General features: G+C 38.2%; 13 protein-coding genes. 7 read left to right on the forward strand and 6 right to left on the reverse strand.

Translation table 11 applies throughout. The features are described from left to right. Window positions 1-57 precede the first annotated feature (57 nt). From ACSSV9_RS03175 to ACSSV9_RS03185, 3 genes are all read left to right on the forward strand, one after another. Complete coding sequence (locus ACSSV9_RS03175) at window positions 58-375, forward strand: ArsR/SmtB family transcription factor (RefSeq protein WP_437345769.1); 318 nt, start codon at window positions 58-60, stop codon at window positions 373-375. A 15-nt stretch (window positions 376-390) separates the two neighbouring features. After that, window positions 391-1,191, forward strand: a complete 801-nt coding sequence (arsM, locus tag ACSSV9_RS03180; protein WP_437345770.1) for an arsenite methyltransferase — start codon at window positions 391-393, stop codon at window positions 1,189-1,191. 138 nt (window positions 1,192-1,329) lie between these two features. Next, window positions 1,330-4,155 carry a S8 family serine peptidase gene (locus ACSSV9_RS03185; RefSeq protein WP_437345771.1) on the forward strand — a complete coding sequence of 942 codons (2,826 nt, stop codon included), beginning with the start codon at window positions 1,330-1,332 and terminating at the stop codon, window positions 4,153-4,155. Window positions 4,156-4,194: 39 nt separating this feature from the next. Here ACSSV9_RS03185 and ACSSV9_RS03190 read toward each other — a convergent pair whose 3' ends face one another. Continuing rightward, entirely contained in the window at window positions 4,195-6,291 is a 2,097-nt protein-coding gene (locus ACSSV9_RS03190; protein ID WP_437345772.1) for a S46 family peptidase, read from the reverse strand. A 237-nt stretch (window positions 6,292-6,528) separates the two neighbouring features. Here ACSSV9_RS03190 and ACSSV9_RS03195 point away from each other — a divergent pair, with 237 nt between their 5' ends. Together ACSSV9_RS03195 and ACSSV9_RS03200 are read left to right on the forward strand one after the other, a co-directional pair. After that, window positions 6,529-6,732 carry a CDGSH iron-sulfur domain-containing protein gene (locus ACSSV9_RS03195; RefSeq protein WP_437345773.1) on the forward strand — a complete coding sequence of 68 codons (204 nt, stop codon included), beginning with the start codon at window positions 6,529-6,531 and terminating at the stop codon, window positions 6,730-6,732. A 37-nt stretch (window positions 6,733-6,769) separates the two neighbouring features. Further along, window positions 6,770-7,075, forward strand: a complete 306-nt coding sequence (locus ACSSV9_RS03200) for an isoamylase early set domain-containing protein (protein ID WP_437345774.1) — start codon at window positions 6,770-6,772, stop codon at window positions 7,073-7,075. Between the two features lie 6 nt (window positions 7,076-7,081). Here the strand turns inward: ACSSV9_RS03200 and ACSSV9_RS03205 are convergent, their stop codons facing one another. Together ACSSV9_RS03205 and ACSSV9_RS03210 are read right to left on the reverse strand one after the other, a co-directional pair. Beyond that, window positions 7,082-9,187: a xanthine dehydrogenase family protein molybdopterin-binding subunit gene (locus ACSSV9_RS03205; RefSeq protein ID WP_437345775.1), complete on the reverse strand. Its 2,106-nt coding sequence runs from the start codon at window positions 9,185-9,187 to the stop codon at window positions 7,082-7,084. Further along, a complete protein-coding gene (locus ACSSV9_RS03210) occupies window positions 9,184-9,642 on the reverse strand; it encodes a (2Fe-2S)-binding protein (protein WP_437345776.1) in 459 nt (152 codons plus the stop codon). The genes ACSSV9_RS03205 and ACSSV9_RS03210 overlap by 4 nt, the downstream gene beginning before the upstream one ends. Window positions 9,643-9,857: 215 nt before the next feature. Here ACSSV9_RS03210 and ACSSV9_RS03215 point away from each other — a divergent pair, with 215 nt between their 5' ends. Together ACSSV9_RS03215 and ACSSV9_RS03220 are read left to right on the forward strand one after the other, a co-directional pair. Continuing rightward, window positions 9,858-11,027 carry a glycoside hydrolase family 88 protein gene (locus ACSSV9_RS03215; protein WP_437345777.1) on the forward strand — a complete coding sequence of 390 codons (1,170 nt, stop codon included), beginning with the start codon at window positions 9,858-9,860 and terminating at the stop codon, window positions 11,025-11,027. Window positions 11,028-11,068: 41 nt separating this feature from the next. After that, entirely contained in the window at window positions 11,069-11,194 is a 126-nt protein-coding gene (locus ACSSV9_RS03220) for a hypothetical protein (RefSeq protein ID WP_437345778.1), read from the forward strand. 82 nt (window positions 11,195-11,276) lie between these two features. Here ACSSV9_RS03220 and ACSSV9_RS03225 read toward each other — a convergent pair whose 3' ends face one another. The 3 genes from ACSSV9_RS03225 to ACSSV9_RS03235 are packed head-to-tail and all read right to left on the reverse strand — an operon-like array spanning window position 11,277 to window position 14,495. After that, window positions 11,277-12,065: a glycerophosphodiester phosphodiesterase family protein gene (locus ACSSV9_RS03225; RefSeq protein ID WP_437345779.1), complete on the reverse strand. Its 789-nt coding sequence runs from the start codon at window positions 12,063-12,065 to the stop codon at window positions 11,277-11,279. After that, window positions 12,055-13,635 carry a glycerol-3-phosphate dehydrogenase/oxidase gene (locus ACSSV9_RS03230; RefSeq protein WP_437345780.1) on the reverse strand — a complete coding sequence of 527 codons (1,581 nt, stop codon included), beginning with the start codon at window positions 13,633-13,635 and terminating at the stop codon, window positions 12,055-12,057. The genes ACSSV9_RS03225 and ACSSV9_RS03230 overlap by 11 nt, the downstream gene beginning before the upstream one ends. Before the next feature lie 2 nt (window positions 13,636-13,637). Further along, the gene (locus ACSSV9_RS03235) at window positions 13,638-14,495 is read right to left on the reverse strand and encodes an alpha/beta hydrolase (protein ID WP_437345781.1); all 858 of its coding nucleotides are present in this window, start codon (window positions 14,493-14,495) and stop codon (window positions 13,638-13,640) included. Between the last annotated feature and the right edge of the window lie 773 nt (window positions 14,496-15,268).

The following is a 15,268-nucleotide window of genomic DNA, read 5'->3' on the forward strand; positions in this document are numbered from 1 at the left end:
AGAAATTTGGTTTGTAAAATATTTATCGTATATTTACGATTAACGATTGGGGTAATTATGGCATATTCAAAAAAGGAAGAATTCGACAAAGAAGACGTCTGGCTGGCGGAAGTGGCAAAAGCGCTGTCACATCCAGCTCGCTTGCAAATTCTTAAGTTTCTCAACAAAATGAATTCGTGCATGGTGGGTTGTATCGTAGAGCACCTTCCGCTTGCACAATCGACTGTATCGCAACATTTGAAAGAACTAAAACGTGTAGACCTTATCGAGGGAGAAATCGATGGTCCAAAGGTCTGCTATTGTGTAAATAAAAAGACGTTACAACGCGTCAAAAAACAACTGGATAAATTATTTTCTGCAACTGGATGTTGCTGAGAAAGGAGTATCTATATGGAAAATCAAAATGAAATAAAAAAAGTCGTTAAGGAAAAATACGCAAAGATAGCAACCAGCGCCTTTGCAGAATCCTGCTGCGACAAGAATTCATGCTGTGGCGACAAAGTCGATTATTCTATTATTCAGGACGACTATACAGAAGAAGCCGGTTATCTGGCAGACGCCGACCTCGGACTGGGGTGCGGAATTCCTACAAAACACGCCGGTATTAAAGAGGGGGATGTGGTCGTTGACCTCGGTAGCGGTGCGGGGAACGACGTGTTCGTCGCCCGCGCAATTGTTGGCAAGAAAGGGAAAGTTATTGGTATCGACATGACCGAAGAAATGATTCGGAAAGCCGAATCTAACAATTCTAAACTCGGTTATGATAATGTAATCTTTAAACTTGGCGATATCGAAAATATCCCGCTTGAAGAAAATACGGCAGATGTAGTCATAAGCAACTGCGTCTTAAATTTAGTGCCCGACAAAAGAAAAGCCTTTACTGAAATCTACAGAATTCTTAAACCAGGAGCTCATTTCTGCATATCAGATATCGTATCGACGGGCGAAATGGCCATGGAATTAAAAAAATCGGCAGAACTTTATGCCGGTTGTATCTCGGGCGCCATACCACAAGAAGAATATCTTAAAATTATTGAAGAAACCGGATTTAAAAATGTTGAAATCAAGTCATCAAAAAAAACCGACTTGCCCGACGAACTTTTGCAACAACATCTGAGCGAAGAAGAAATTGTCAATTTCAAAAAAAGCTCAGTCGGACTACTGAGCATTACAGTAACCGCGTATAAGTAAACCACACACCATTAATAAATAATTTGCCCACACTTCTGTGGGCAAATTTGTCTCCATTCCTCGAACAGAAATCTGAATAAATTGTTATTATTGTGGTAGTTACTTTTTACTATAATCTCGAGTAATCTAAGGTGTAATATGAAATCAGCGCTGGGAATAATCATTTTCCTTTTTATTACTGTGACGGTTTTACCTCAAGACGAAATAAAAGTACGCGACAATATTTATTATTTGAGTAATACAATAGTTGTTAAATTGAAAGAGGCTGACACTGATGTAATTAATTTAAAAAAAGAGATAGAAAGGAGAGCAATTAAAATAAGCGGGATTGTAAAAGCATTTTCGGAAAACAAAAATGTGTTGAAAAAAGGCATCGATCGTTTTGAGTCGATTTATTTATTGAAAATAGATAACAACGAAGATCCGTTCGAAATTTCAGCAAAGTTGAATAAACTGAAAGAGATTGAATGGGCAGAACCAAAATTTATCAGAAGAGTTACCGTTACTCCGAATGATCCAATTTTAAACTCAGGAAGACAGTACAATATCGGAATGATTTCCGCAGAAAAAGCATGGGATATTTCTAAAGGTGATACTTCGATTATAATAGCCATTATCGATACAGGAGTTGACTGGAATCACCCCGATTTGAAAGCAAACATTTTATTCGACTCAAACGGTAATCTGGTTGGAATTGATTTCGGGGGACTGAATGGTAGTGAAGACAACGACCCGCGCGAAGATGTTCCACCTGACGGCAAAAATTCGTATCACGGGACACATGTGGCTGGAATTGCATCGGCAGTAACGAACAATTCAATTGGAGTTGCAGGAGTGGGATTCAATTGTACGATAATGCCTGTAAAAGTTTCGCGTGGCGATATGCGCGATGCAAATGGATATCCTTATGTTTATTATGGATTTGAAGGAATTAAGTGGGCAGTGGATCATGGAGCAAAAATAATCAATTGTAGCTGGGGCGGTTATGGTTATTCCAGATATGAAAAGGAGGTCATCGACTATGCCATTGAAAACGGGGCTGTGATTGTTGCGGCTGCAGGAAATGAAAATAGTAACAACCTTTTTTATCCCGCCAGTTATGAAGGCGTGTTGTCTGTTGGATGGCTCAACGAAAAAGGTGAGAAGGCTAATTATAACCAGAACTCCGGCTCCAACTATGGAACTCAGGTAGATATAATGGCACCCGGTTCATACATTTATTCTACGTGGCCTACGTATGCCGGTCCTGATTCGGTTTATCGTTCAATAAGCGGTTCTTCAATGGCTACTCCACACGCTGCCGGTGTTGCTGGACTGGTGGCTGCCAGATTTTCGAATTACCTTCCACTTCAAATTGCAGAAAGAATTAGAGCATCTGGCATAACGCTGGAAAATATACAATATCAATATTTGCTCGGTAAAGGTAGAATAGATGCATATAACGCCGTTAAGGATACAAATCTTTATTCGATAAGAGCGACAAAAATAGATTTTATTGAAGACGGCAACGGCAATGGACTTTTTGAATCAGGCGAAGCGGTGAATGTTAGAATTAGATTTACAAATTATCTCGACCCTTCTCCCCAAACCAAGGTATATCTGTTAACCAACGACGTATCAGTTACTATTGATAACAATGAATTTAATCTACCCCCTATGAATACACTCGATACTGCGGATAATTCATCATCTCTTTTTCGTTTTGTGATTTCCGAAGATTGTCCATACAACCACACAGTTGATGTTATGATTAAATACGAAGGCAATTCATACGACGACTATCAATGGTTTTCAATTAGAATTAATCCCACTTATGCTACACACGATGCCAACAAAATCGTACTTACTATAACAAGCAAAGGAACTCTCGGCTTTAACGACTATCCCGATAACCAAGAAGGAAGAGGATTTGTCTACAAAAACGGCGACAATCTTATTTTTGAAGGGGCTTTTATGTATGGCACATCATTCGATAAAGTTATGGACGCAGCTCGTAGCGATTATTTTCAGAGTGAAGATTTTAACATAATCGAAAAAGTTAGAATTACAAGCGATCAAAATAATAATCAAATAGGAAGAACTCTGTTTGATGATTCTGGATTTGGAGAAGGAGCGCTCGGTATTAAAACTGAACTTACATCATATGGTTTTTCAAATCCACTCGACGATAGTTACATTATTCTCGTCAACAGGTTGATTAATCAAAGTGGTATTGACATAAACGGGCTTTATGCCGGTTACTTTTTCGATTGGGATATGCCGGCGGAAATACCCGATATTGACATTGTAGATTTTGATGAGGAAGATCGTTTTGGCTACGTCTTTTGTAAGAATGATTCGATACTAAATACATATGTAGGAATTGCACTGCTGGACAACGATAGTAAACTTGGCTTTTATCCGATCGAAAATTCAGCCGATACTGGAGCTGTAATGCTGTTCGACGAAAATGGATTTACAAAGAAGGAGAAATGGACCAGTTTAACAAGTGGCTTAATAAATAAGCAGATTGGACCTGCTGATGTTTCAATGGTTATTTCTTCTGGTCCTCATACTTTGAATGCCGGAAGCGATATAGTAATTCCATTTGTAATCGCTGCAGGCGAAAGTCTCGAAGAGCTTCGTTCAACTATTCACAGGGCACGAGATAAATATAACCAATTAATTACAGAGATAAGAGAACCTCTGGTTAAATATAACTACAATCTCTCACAAAACTATCCCAATCCGTTTAATCCCAGTACTGTTATTAATTATGAGGTGCCAGAACGAAACTTTGTTACAATCAAAGTTTATGACATACTGGGCAGAGAAGTAGCCACGCTGGTAAACGAACTGAAAGAAGCGGGAAGTTACAGACTTGAATTTTCTGCGGATAAATACGGACTTGCAAGCGGAATTTACTTTTACACATTAAATGCAGCAGATCATATCTTTGTTAGGAAAATGATTTTTGCAAAGTAAAAGAAAAGCGGGCAAATAAGCCCGCCCTAAAAATTTTTATTACATCCCGACTAATTCTTTAACTATGCGTTCTGCATTGTTAACGTATTTTGAAATCCAGAGAATGTAACGAATATCAACTCCAATAGATCGACTGTACGAATCATCCCATGCGTAATCATTGATCGTAGCTTCGAAACAACGATCGAAGTTCAAACCAATTAATTCACCATTTGCGTTCATTACTGGACTTCCGGAATTTCCACCGGTAGTGTCAGTATTGTATAAAATTGCCACCGGAACTCCTCCGACTGAAGCGTCAAAAAATTCGCCGAAATTTTTTTTGTCGTATGCAATTCTAAGATTATCGGGTACAGCGTATTCTTTGCCGAGATAACTTTTTTCAATTACTCCATCTAATGTAGAAATAGGTTTGTAATAAACTGCATCCCGTGGTTCGTATCCTTTAATGTTGCCGTATGTCATTCTCAAAGTTCCATTTGCATCGGGAATAAATGATTTGTCTTCATAAAGTTTTTTGATTTCTATGTACTGAGGTAGCAACAAATTAAGCTTTCCGTCGACGTAATCAGAAATTTCTTTCAGTTCGTCTTTTTGTCTTTTAATCAAAGCCGTAAAAGTTAGAAGCAAATCTTCCTCCGGTTTAACATTTGAGCAGTCTAATTCTCCTTTAAGATATTTTGCTACTTTTTCTTCGTTAAGTAGATCAGAGCTGAGTAATTTGTTTAAGAAAGTTTCTGCATCAGTATCTTTTACAAAATTCGTAACGGCTTCGATAGAAGTGAGCTCAGAAATGTTGAGTGCATCCTCAAGCATTTTTTTTAGAAACACTCTTTCGAACTGTAGATCGATCCGCTGATAAATTTTATCGATCTCGTTCGTAGGCTTCCCTTCGATTTGATTCAAAATAGCGTCGGCGTAATTGATCACATTAGAAAAACGATAGAGTCGATTCAACCACATCGATGGATAAATATTATCGAACATTTTGTTGTAAGTGCTTTCAAGTTCATTGAAAAGGTTGTTGTAGTTTTTAGCGAGGTCAGGATTTTTGTCGATGAATTCTTTCAATTTTCGATCCAGCTCGTATTCTTTTTTCAGAAGCTCGAGTTTGCGAATGCCAAGCATCTTTCCCCGGTAATTTTTCATAGCATTTGAAAATCCTTTTATAAAAGGAGCATATTTTAATTCGATAGATTTATTGTCCTTGCTCAGCTTCTCGAGAGCATCGATTAAGTATGAATAGAGCTGTTCGTTATACGGCAGGAAATAGTTTTGTTGGTAATCGAGAAACCAGGCGGGATAATTTCTATAAGTACTGCCGGGATACCCGAGAATAAAAACAAAGTCGTTTTCTTTAACCCCGTTTGGATTAATTTTCAGAAATTTCTGAGGATGGAAAGGCACGTTATTTTCAGAATACTCAGCGGAAGAACCGTCGGGAGCAACATAAGCTCGTAAGAAAGAAAAATCCCCCGTGTGACGAGGCCACATCCAGTTGTCTGTTTCACCTCCGAATTCTCCTATTGAGCGTGGAGGTACATAAACCAGACGTACGTCCTTGATAATTTTGTATTTGAAGAGAATATAAGTCTTGCCAGGGAACATTTCAGATACCTCGGCGTCGATCGCCTTCGATTCGTCTTTTTCACGTGCAGCAATTTCATTCATTCTTTTTTCGATCATACGACTTCTTTCAGCAAAATCGCTGACGTTCTCCAATCCCGTCAGTACTTCCTGGCTCACGTCTTTGTACGATTCAGTAATTCGAACGGTATAGCCAGCGGCCGGTATTTCGTCTTTGAATTCGGCAGCATAGAATCCATTTTCCAGATAATTGTTTTCGGGAGTGCTTGCGCGGCTGACTGCTCCAAATGCACAATGGTGGTTTGTTAATATCAATCCATTTTCCGAGACGAACGAACCCGTGCATCCACCGATATTGACAATAGCATTGATTAGGCTCATTCCCTCTGGATTATAAATGTCAGTGAGATTTAGGTTGAACCCGAGCTTTTTCAAATCTAGTTTCTTTAGTTCGCTTAAGGGATACATCCCTTCGCCGGGAACGGCTCTGAGAGTGATACTTTGTATCAAAAAGAAAATAATTATAATTAATCGGTGTTTTTTGCTCATTATAAACTCCATATAATTTATTCGGGAAATTAGTAAAAAATAAGCTAAGCTAAATGCAATATTTTATGATGCGATAACTGATTCACAAAAGATTTTTATCTTTTAATATACTGCCATTTATTTTGATTGCCTGTTCTTTAACTTGAATAAAAAGAAATAAGAACAAAATAATGTGTGGATGTTTAAATAACTCGAAATTTTTATTATAATTGGTGCAGATTAAAAAAGAGGGTTAAAATGAAAATCAGAGCCACGGAAAACGGGCCATATTTGATCGAAGTAAATGATGCAAATTTAAAAAAGGCAGGAAGTGAAGAAAAGATTACTCAAAAGACAATTGCGCTGTGTCGATGCGGCGCTTCTTCTAACAAACCTTTTTGCGATGGTTCTCATAAGAAAATAGAATTCAAAGGAGAAGCTATAGAAATCGAATTAACATAATGCACCCTCTCCTTTTCAATTATAGAGGAGGTGTAAAATGGCAATTAAAAAAGAATATTCGAAAGACAAGACTATTTGCCGCGTTACATTTACACTGCCAGAAGAAATCGGTAAGCAGTTTAAAACAATTGCATTGATGGGTGATTTTAATAATTGGGACCCAAAGGCAAATCATTTTACAACAAGTAAAGATGGAGAATTAACTGCATCGATTGAACTGGAACCTGGCAAAGAATACCAGTTCCGATATTTATGCGATGGTGAAACATGGTTAAATGATCCTGCTGCAGATCGGTTTATTCAATCGCCCTACGGTTCGGAAAACGGTGTTATAGAGGTTTAACAAAATTTACAATCTGAAAGGCAACTTACGAAGCCTTACTCCTGTTGCAGCAAAAATAGCATTACCAACAGCGGGGGCACACGGTGCGATGGGGACTTCTCCCATTCCTCCCACGCGATAGGTATTTTGCATTATATAAGTTTCAACTATAGGCATCTCGGCAAACGATAATAATGGGTAATCGTCGAAATTACTTTCGACTACTTCACCATTTCTTATTGTTATTTCGCCTTTCAAAGCAGCATTCAATGCGAATGCTATGCCGCTATCGACTTGCTGTTCTACAATATCGGGATTAATAACTATGCCAACATCGACTGCACAAACAATTTTTTCGACTTTAATTTTGTTGTTGTTAATTGATACTTCAGCAACCTGAGCACAAAAACTATCGTAAGCAGCCGATAAAGCGATTCCCATCCCTTTGTTTGGGGGTAGCTTTTTTCCCCACTCTGCTTTTTCCGCAGCAGTTTTTAGGACGGCTTTCAGACGCGAATCATCAGGGAGCAGTTCCATTCTGAATTCATAAGGATCTCGCCCGGCTGCATGTGCTAATTCATCGATAAAACACTCGGCTGCAAACGGATTTTGCGAATGGTAAACTGAACGCCAGTACCATATTGGAATTGGAATATCAACAATAGATCCACTAATCCTGTAATTAGGAATTTTATAATCTGCTTCTATTGCACCGGTCATTATATCGTATTGTTCTGGCTTTAACCTGGCTCCCCAATTTTGTTGTGCAATCGATGGAGCAATAACATGATGAGAAAAAGAATAAATTTTTTTGTTATTGTCTACTGCACCTTTTAAGTGATGCATACTTACTGGTCTGTAACGATCGTGTTTGATATCGTCTTCTCTCGTCCAGGTGACTTTAACCGGTTTACCTATAACTTTTGATAGTTCCGCAGCTTCAGCTGCAAAATCAGAATGAGTACGTCTACCAAACCCACCGCCCATAAAAGTGACATAAATGGTTACATCTTCTTCTTTTAGTCCGAGAGCATTTGCAACAGCGCGTCGTGCATCCTGTGGATTTTGTGTTGGTGCCCATACTTCAACGCGATTATTTTCAAATTTTGCTGTACAATTCATCGGTTCCATTGGAGCGTGTGCCTGGTAAGGAACTTCATAAATTGCTTCGACAATTTTATAATTTATTTGATCTGGCGGCTTTGGGTTTCCATTTTCTTTGACTGTTGTTCCACCCGTTAAAAGATTTTCTTTCAGTTTTTGAGAAATTTTTTCCGAGTCGAGATCACCATACGGCGACGAGGACCATTCTACCGAAAGATTTTCTACTCCTTTAAAGGCCTGCCAGGTAGATTCAGCAAATACTGCTACACCATTTGTAACCTCTTTAACGTCAATAATTCCTTTTAAGGACTTTGTTTTGTCGGCATTAAAACTTTTTACCTTTGATCCTAGAACTGGACTCCTTTTTACTGCGGCATATATAAGTCCTGGCAGTACAACATCGATACCGAATATAGCTTTGCCTGAAATTTTATCGGGAGAGTCAGTACGGTGAAGTCGTTTGCCAATGATTTTGTAATCTTTCGGGTCTTTTAGTTTTACGTTCTGGGGTACGGGGAGTTTAGATGCCTCCTCCACCAAATCCCCGTACCCGATTTTTTTATTATTTAATTTATTTATGACAAAACCGTTCTCAGCTTTGCAGTCAGAGGGTTTAACGTTCCATCTAATCGCAGCTGCAGCTATCAGCATTTCTCGTGCAGTAGCACCTGCAATTCTGAGTGGATCCCACGATTTTCTTACACTCGTACTCCCACCCGTTACCTGATCTCCGTATTTCGGATGCCCCTCAGCCTGTTCAATTTTAATTTGACGCCAGTCGACTTCCAATTCTTCTGCGACTATCATTGGTAGAGCGGTTCTGACTCCCTGCCCCATTTCTGAACGATGGACAACAATGGTTACAATTCCATCGGAGTCAATTTTAAGGTAGACACTCGGAGAAAAAATTTTTGGTTCTCCACCGGAGGCAAATAAATCCTTCATTGGTACGAAAGAAGCGAGACAGAGCGCTGAGCTACTTAAGCTAAATACTTTAATAAATTGACGCCGTGTTTGTTTCTTGCTCATTTTTCCGAAATCACTTTTTTAATTGCCTTTTTAATTCGGTTGTACGTGCCGCATCTGCATAGGGTCTCGCTCATGGCTTCTTCAATTTCTTTGTCTGAAGGATTGGGATTTTCGTTTAATAATGCGGTGGCTGTTAAAATTTGTGCGGGTTGACAATACCCGCATTGCGAAACCTCGACATCGAGCCAGGCTTTGATCAATTTATTATTCTTATCGGATGCTAATCCTTCTATGGTTATTATTGATTTACCTACTGCATCTTCAATTGCTATTGAACACGACTTTTCAGCTTTGCCATCAATTAATACTGTGCAGACACCACAAATCCCAATTCCACAACTGAATTTTGTGCCCTTGAGATTGAGAGTGTCGCGCAAAACCCATAAAAGTGGAGTTCCTTCCTCAACTCTAACACTCTCTTTCTTACCGTTTACAAGGATTGAATATTCAGGCATTTTAGTTTATCTGTTAACCCTTAACAAATGTAAAATTATTAAAAAAGAAGGTCAACAGAAAAATTATATAACTCACACCATTGAATTCCTGTAAACCTTTAATAAAGAAAAAAATAAATAGAGATTGGCTTATCTTTAATTTAATTTTCATTAACTGATAATAAAGATGAGGTGATTATATTTGTCCATAGTTATTTTAAAAAAGGTATCTTAAAATGAGCAACTATTCAAAGAGGTTTCTGATAATAGTTTTTTCGACGATATCTCTTGTAACAGGATTTATTTTTTTTGATACAGTAACAGTAAAGAAGAATTTACTAAAAGCCGAAGAACAATATTCATATCTGCTTGAACTCTTGGGCGATACAGATAAATTACCTCGTTCGATGGACAATTCAGGAAAAGTTATATTAGTTGATGCACAGGATTGGACCAGCGGTTTTTTCCCCGGAAGTTTATGGTATTTATACGAATATACTAAAGACGATAGGTGGCTAAAAGCTGCAGAAAAGTTTACTGAAAATCTCAAAGGGCAACAATTTAACAATACAACACACGACCTCGGTTTTATGATCTACTGTAGTTTTGGAAATGGTTACCGTCTTACTGGCAGTGAACATTACAAACAGGTATTGATTGACGCTGCGCGAACACTCGCCTCTCGATTTAATTCTAAAGTCGGCTGTATAAAATCGTGGGACGGCCAGGAAGAAAAGTGGCAGTATCCCGTAATTATTGACAATATGATGAACCTTGAATTACTCTTCTGGGCTACAAAAGAAACTGGCGATTCTTCGTTCTATCGTATTGCCGTAAGTCATGCAAATACAACGATGAAAAATCATTTTAGAAAAGACTACAGTACATGGCACGTATTAAGCTACGATACAGCTACAGGCAAAGTTGAAAAGAGAAATACACATCAGGGATTTTCAGACGAATCGTGCTGGGCACGAGGACAATCTTGGGGCTTGTATGGATTTACAATGTGTTATCGTGAAACAGGCGACGTTCGCTATTTAAAACAAGCTGAAAAAATTGCTGAATATATATTTGATCATCTACCGGAAGATTTAATTCCGTTCTGGGATTACGACGCCGCAAATTATCCCAAAGACGCATCTGCCGCTGCCATTATGGCTTCAGCTCTATATGAATTAGCGGAACTTACACAAAACGATAAATATGAAAATTACGCCGACCGTATTATGGATGCACTAACACAACCAGAATATTTGGCATTACCACATACAAATGCTGGTTTTATCTTGAAACATTCAACCGGTAATAAGCCGGCAAACTCCGAAGTCGATGTTCCAATAATATATGCCGATTATTATTTTATCGAAGCCAATCTTAGAAAATTGAAACACGAGAGCAAATAATTAATATTATTAACTAATGAATTTTTTAGAAGCAATGAATAATGATGAGCACTCTACAGGAACACTGGAATAAAATTGTTAAAGAAACAGCTGAAGAAAAACTTGGCTGGTATGAAAGAGTAGTCACTAAGATCGTCACGTTTCTGATAGGTAAATATTTTGAATAGATTAGTTCGGAAGAGTTTGTCTTTATTAATCTAAAAAACTAAAAAGATTTTTTAACGTAAAATCTTTTTCGAAAAACACCATTCATACATTTTGATCAGCAATATATCTATTTAATTGATCGATAATTTTTGCCGGCGAATTTGTTGTAATATAGTCGACACCAAGTTTTGTTAATCTAACTGCGTCTTCCCCCTTTTCAACGTCGTAGACGCAAAGTTCATATCCGTTATCTTTCAAATAAACAGATAGTTTTTCGTTTATGTACGAAGCATTATTGAGATCGACGCCGTCACAATTGAGCTTTTTCAAGGTGTACAACAATCGCTGGTGCGCTATTCCGTTTAGGCATTTTCTCTTAGACGAAAACCATTCGAAAAGCCAGTAGACTTTTATATCAGGAAATAATTTTTTAGATGCAATAATTGTGTTGGGATTGAAAGCTATAATTCTAATTTGGTCGTTCGATAACTTTTTATTTCTTAGTACATCCGATAGCTTAAGAAGGAATTCTTTTCTGTCGTCTTTGATTTCGATAAAAATACCGCGGTCGTCAGGGATTATTTCGATAATCTCTTCCAGAGTTGGAATGTAAGTTCCTTCGAACTGAGGATTTTTCCAGTTGCCTACGTCAACACTTCTCAGTTCAGAAAGTTTTGTTTTTGTAATGTATAATTTTGTTCCGACTTTTGAAGTCCTTTTTGTATTGGAATCGTGAATGCAGACAATATGATTATCTTTAGTCAGCCAGAAATCTCCTTCGATAAAATCAGCTCCTTCCAAAAATGCTTTTTTAAATGAAGGAATTGTATTTTCAGGAGCTTCATCTGAGGCTCCACGATGAGCTACAATATAAACTTTTTTATTCGTCATTATTAGGAAGATATCCTCTGGCTAATTTGGTGTATTCATTAATCTGGTTTAATATCCATTTGTTATCTTTCTTTAATTCCTTTGCCATCATTTCAGCTACTACAGGAGCCATTTCGATGCTAACTTTTGCATCGAGCAGTAAGGCTCGAACTCTCCTTGCCAGAAAATCTTCGACCGTTCTTGCCGCTTCATATTTAACTGCCCAGATAATTTCTGCCTTTATATAGGGTAATTTGGGATGGATAGGCTCGAGTAGACTTTTATTTTGTGAAATAATTTTTTCTTCGATATTAAATTTATCTGCGCCGTAATAATAGAGTGGTTCGTTATGATTAGTGTTTTTTAGATAACCGTGAATCGGAAGATTTTTAGTAATTGATTCTCGTTCTTCCAATCCGCCAACGAGTATTGCCTGGTCGATTAAATCTTCGCCCATCTTTCTATAGATTGTCCATTTACCTCCTGTAATGGTAATCAACCCGGAGGGTGATACCGTAATCTGGTGTTTTCTTGAGATATCTTTTGTAGGAATTGCTTTTCCTTCGGAAATTGCCAGGGGTCTTAATCCAGCAAACACACTAAGTATGTCTGAGCGTTGCGGATCTTTCGATAAGTACCTGGCGGAATTCGAAAGCAAAAAATCGATCTCATCTTCAGAGGCACGCGGCTCGATTTCAGGTTTATCGACTTCTGTGTCCGTAGTTCCTAGTATAACTTTGTCGTGCCACGGTACGGCAAACAAAACTCTTCCGTCGGATGTATGCGGTATCATAATTGCTGAATTACCTTGAAGGAACGATTTGTCGAGTACAATATGAACTCCACGACTCAGAACAACGGAGTTCGATTTTTCTGCTTCGTCCATATTTTTTATTTCACCGACGAATATACCCGCCGCATTAATAAAAGTTTTTCCTTTTACGTGAAAAACACGTCCCGTTTCCCGGTCTAATAATTTTATGCCATCGAGTATCCCGTCTTTATCTTTAGTAAAGCCGACAGCTTTCACATAGTTTAAAAGAGTTGCTCCGTTATCGTATGCTGTCTGTGCCAGATTAATTGCCAGACGGGAGTCGTCAAATTGACCATCGTAATAAATTACACCGCCGAGCAACCCTTCCGAATCGAGATTTGGAATTGCTCTCAGCGTTTCCTCTTTCGAAATTTTTTTAGCTGGTCCAAAACCAAGTTTACCTGCCATAAGGTCGTAAACTTTCATTCCGATATTATAAAAAGGACCTTCCCACCATTCATAAACGGGAATAATAAACTGTTGGTTTTTCACAAGGTGAGGAGCGTTTTGCATTAAAAGTCCTCGCTCGTGCAGAGCTTCGAAAACGAGCGAAATATCTCCCTGTGCTAAGTATCTAACACCACCATGAATAAGTTTCGTACTTCTACTCGAAGTTCCTTTCGAGAAATCGAATTGTTCAATCAGAAGAGTCTTAAATCCTCTCGATGCTGCATCGACGGCGGCTCCCAATCCAGTTGCACCGCCGCCGATAATAATTACATCCCAGATTTGATCTTTACTGTGTAATACTTTGTTTAATAATTTTTCTCGATCCATGATTAATATTGATGAAACGCATCCGAAATAAATTTAAGTACATCGGGAAGCGATTCCCGCCAGTATGTCCAGTTATGTGCTCCATCTCTCATTCTGAATTCATGAGGTATTCCTTTCTTTGTCATTTCGATATGAACCTCAGAATTCATTATCGTTAGAAAATCGTCATCTCCGCAATCGATATACCATCTCACAGATTTTAATTGTTCTGCGGGTAGAGTTTTTATAAGATTTATAACGTTGTATTTTTTGTAAAATTCAAGTGCTTTTTCGGGGGATAGTTTTTCAATCCCTTTTAGGATGTAGTAATTCTGAAGGCTATCTGGGTGAGATGGACCAGTAGCAGCGCTCAAGGGACAGGCAGATGAAAAGAGTTCTGGATGATGCAGGGCATAAAAAAATGTGCCTCCGCCGCCCATCGATAATCCTGCTATAGCACGATACCGCTTCTGCGAGCGTATTCTGTAAGTTTTTTCTATGTAAGGAATGAATTCGTTAATAAAAAACTCTTCGTAGCGGTAATCTGTTTCGGGTCGATTTACATATCCGCGGTAAGGAGTATCAGCATTCGGCATAACAATAATCATTGGTGTGGCTTTGCCTTCATTTATTGCTTTGTCGGCAATATGAGATACTTCCCCAAATTGAATCCACCCCGTCTGGTCATCGCTATATCCATGGAGAAGATAAAGTACTGGGTAACTCCGTTCTGATCGATCATAATCAGGGGGTAAATAAATAGCATATTTTCTTTCCCCTTTTAATATTGTTGAATTCATCGAGAGGTTATCGTATACTTTGCCCGATTGAGAATATAAGATTACTGGTAAGAGTAATAAACATAAAAATTTTTTTTGCATGGCGCATACTCCATTTTTTACAGCAAAAAACTAAATCTACAATGTGTAAATATCAAACACTATTTTGAATTAATTTTTTATGAGAATAATTAAAAGTTTGCTTGACGAAAGCAAAAACTGATACCTCATTTCGATACTTCTGATAGAGCGGACTGCCCAGCGCTCAGTTAAATTACATTTATGCTGAGTAGTGTTGAGCGTAGCGAAAAAATTGGAAAGAAGCATTTATGCTGAGTAGTTTTGAGCGAACTAAAAAAATCGGAGAAAAGCATTTATGCTGAATGGTTTTGAGCGTAGCGAAAAAATTGGAAAGAAGCATTTATGCTGAGTAGTTTTGAGTGAAGCGGATAAATTGGAGAGAAGCATCTATGCTTAGTAGTTATGAGTGAAGCTGATAAATTTGAGAGAGGCATCTATGCTGAGTAGTTTTGAGCGAAGCGGATAAATTGGAGAGAAGCATCTATGCTTAGTAGTTATGAGTGAAGCTGATAAATTTGAGAGAGGCATCTATGCTGAGTAGTTTTGAGTGAAGCGGATAAATTGGAGAGAGGCATCTATGCTGAGTAGTTTTGAGCGAAGCGGATAAATTGGAGAGAGGCATCTATGCTGAGTAGTTTTGAGCGAAGCGGATAAATTGGAGAGAAGCATCTATGCTGAGTAGTTTTGAATGAAACGAAAAAATCGGAGAGAAGCATTTATGCTGAGTAGTTTTGAATGAAACGAAAAAATCGGAGAGAAGCATTTATGCTGAGTAGTTTTGAATGAAACGAAAA

It is taken from the genome of Melioribacter sulfuriphilus (genome assembly GCF_051488685.1).
In the GTDB taxonomy this organism is placed as follows: domain Bacteria; phylum Bacteroidota; class Ignavibacteria; order Ignavibacteriales; family Melioribacteraceae; genus Melioribacter.

Excerpts from the sequence above, each read along its gene's own strand:
- ACSSV9_RS03185 (WP_437345771.1), top strand. The coding sequence starts at position 1,330 with ATGAAATCAGCGCTGGGAATAATCATTTTCCTTTTTATTACTGTGACG.
- ACSSV9_RS03175 (WP_437345769.1), top strand. The coding sequence starts at position 58 with ATGGCATATTCAAAAAAGGAAGAATTCGACAAAGAAGACGTCTGGCTG.
- arsM (WP_437345770.1), top strand. The coding sequence starts at position 391 with ATGGAAAATCAAAATGAAATAAAAAAAGTCGTTAAGGAAAAATACGCA.
- ACSSV9_RS03235 (WP_437345781.1), bottom strand. The coding sequence starts at position 14,495 with ATGCAAAAAAAATTTTTATGTTTATTACTCTTACCAGTAATCTTATAT.
- ACSSV9_RS03190 (WP_437345772.1), bottom strand. The coding sequence starts at position 6,291 with ATGAGCAAAAAACACCGATTAATTATAATTATTTTCTTTTTGATACAA.
- ACSSV9_RS03215 (WP_437345777.1), top strand. The coding sequence starts at position 9,858 with ATGAGCAACTATTCAAAGAGGTTTCTGATAATAGTTTTTTCGACGATA.
- ACSSV9_RS03225 (WP_437345779.1), bottom strand. The coding sequence starts at position 12,065 with ATGACGAATAAAAAAGTTTATATTGTAGCTCATCGTGGAGCCTCAGAT.
- ACSSV9_RS03195 (WP_437345773.1), top strand. The coding sequence starts at position 6,529 with ATGAAAATCAGAGCCACGGAAAACGGGCCATATTTGATCGAAGTAAAT.
- ACSSV9_RS03230 (WP_437345780.1), bottom strand. The coding sequence starts at position 13,635 with ATGGATCGAGAAAAATTATTAAACAAAGTATTACACAGTAAAGATCAA.
- ACSSV9_RS03205 (WP_437345775.1), bottom strand. The coding sequence starts at position 9,187 with ATGAGCAAGAAACAAACACGGCGTCAATTTATTAAAGTATTTAGCTTA.
- ACSSV9_RS03210 (WP_437345776.1), bottom strand. The coding sequence starts at position 9,642 with ATGCCTGAATATTCAATCCTTGTAAACGGTAAGAAAGAGAGTGTTAGA.
- ACSSV9_RS03220 (WP_437345778.1), top strand. The coding sequence starts at position 11,069 with ATGATGAGCACTCTACAGGAACACTGGAATAAAATTGTTAAAGAAACA.
- ACSSV9_RS03200 (WP_437345774.1), top strand. The coding sequence starts at position 6,770 with ATGGCAATTAAAAAAGAATATTCGAAAGACAAGACTATTTGCCGCGTT.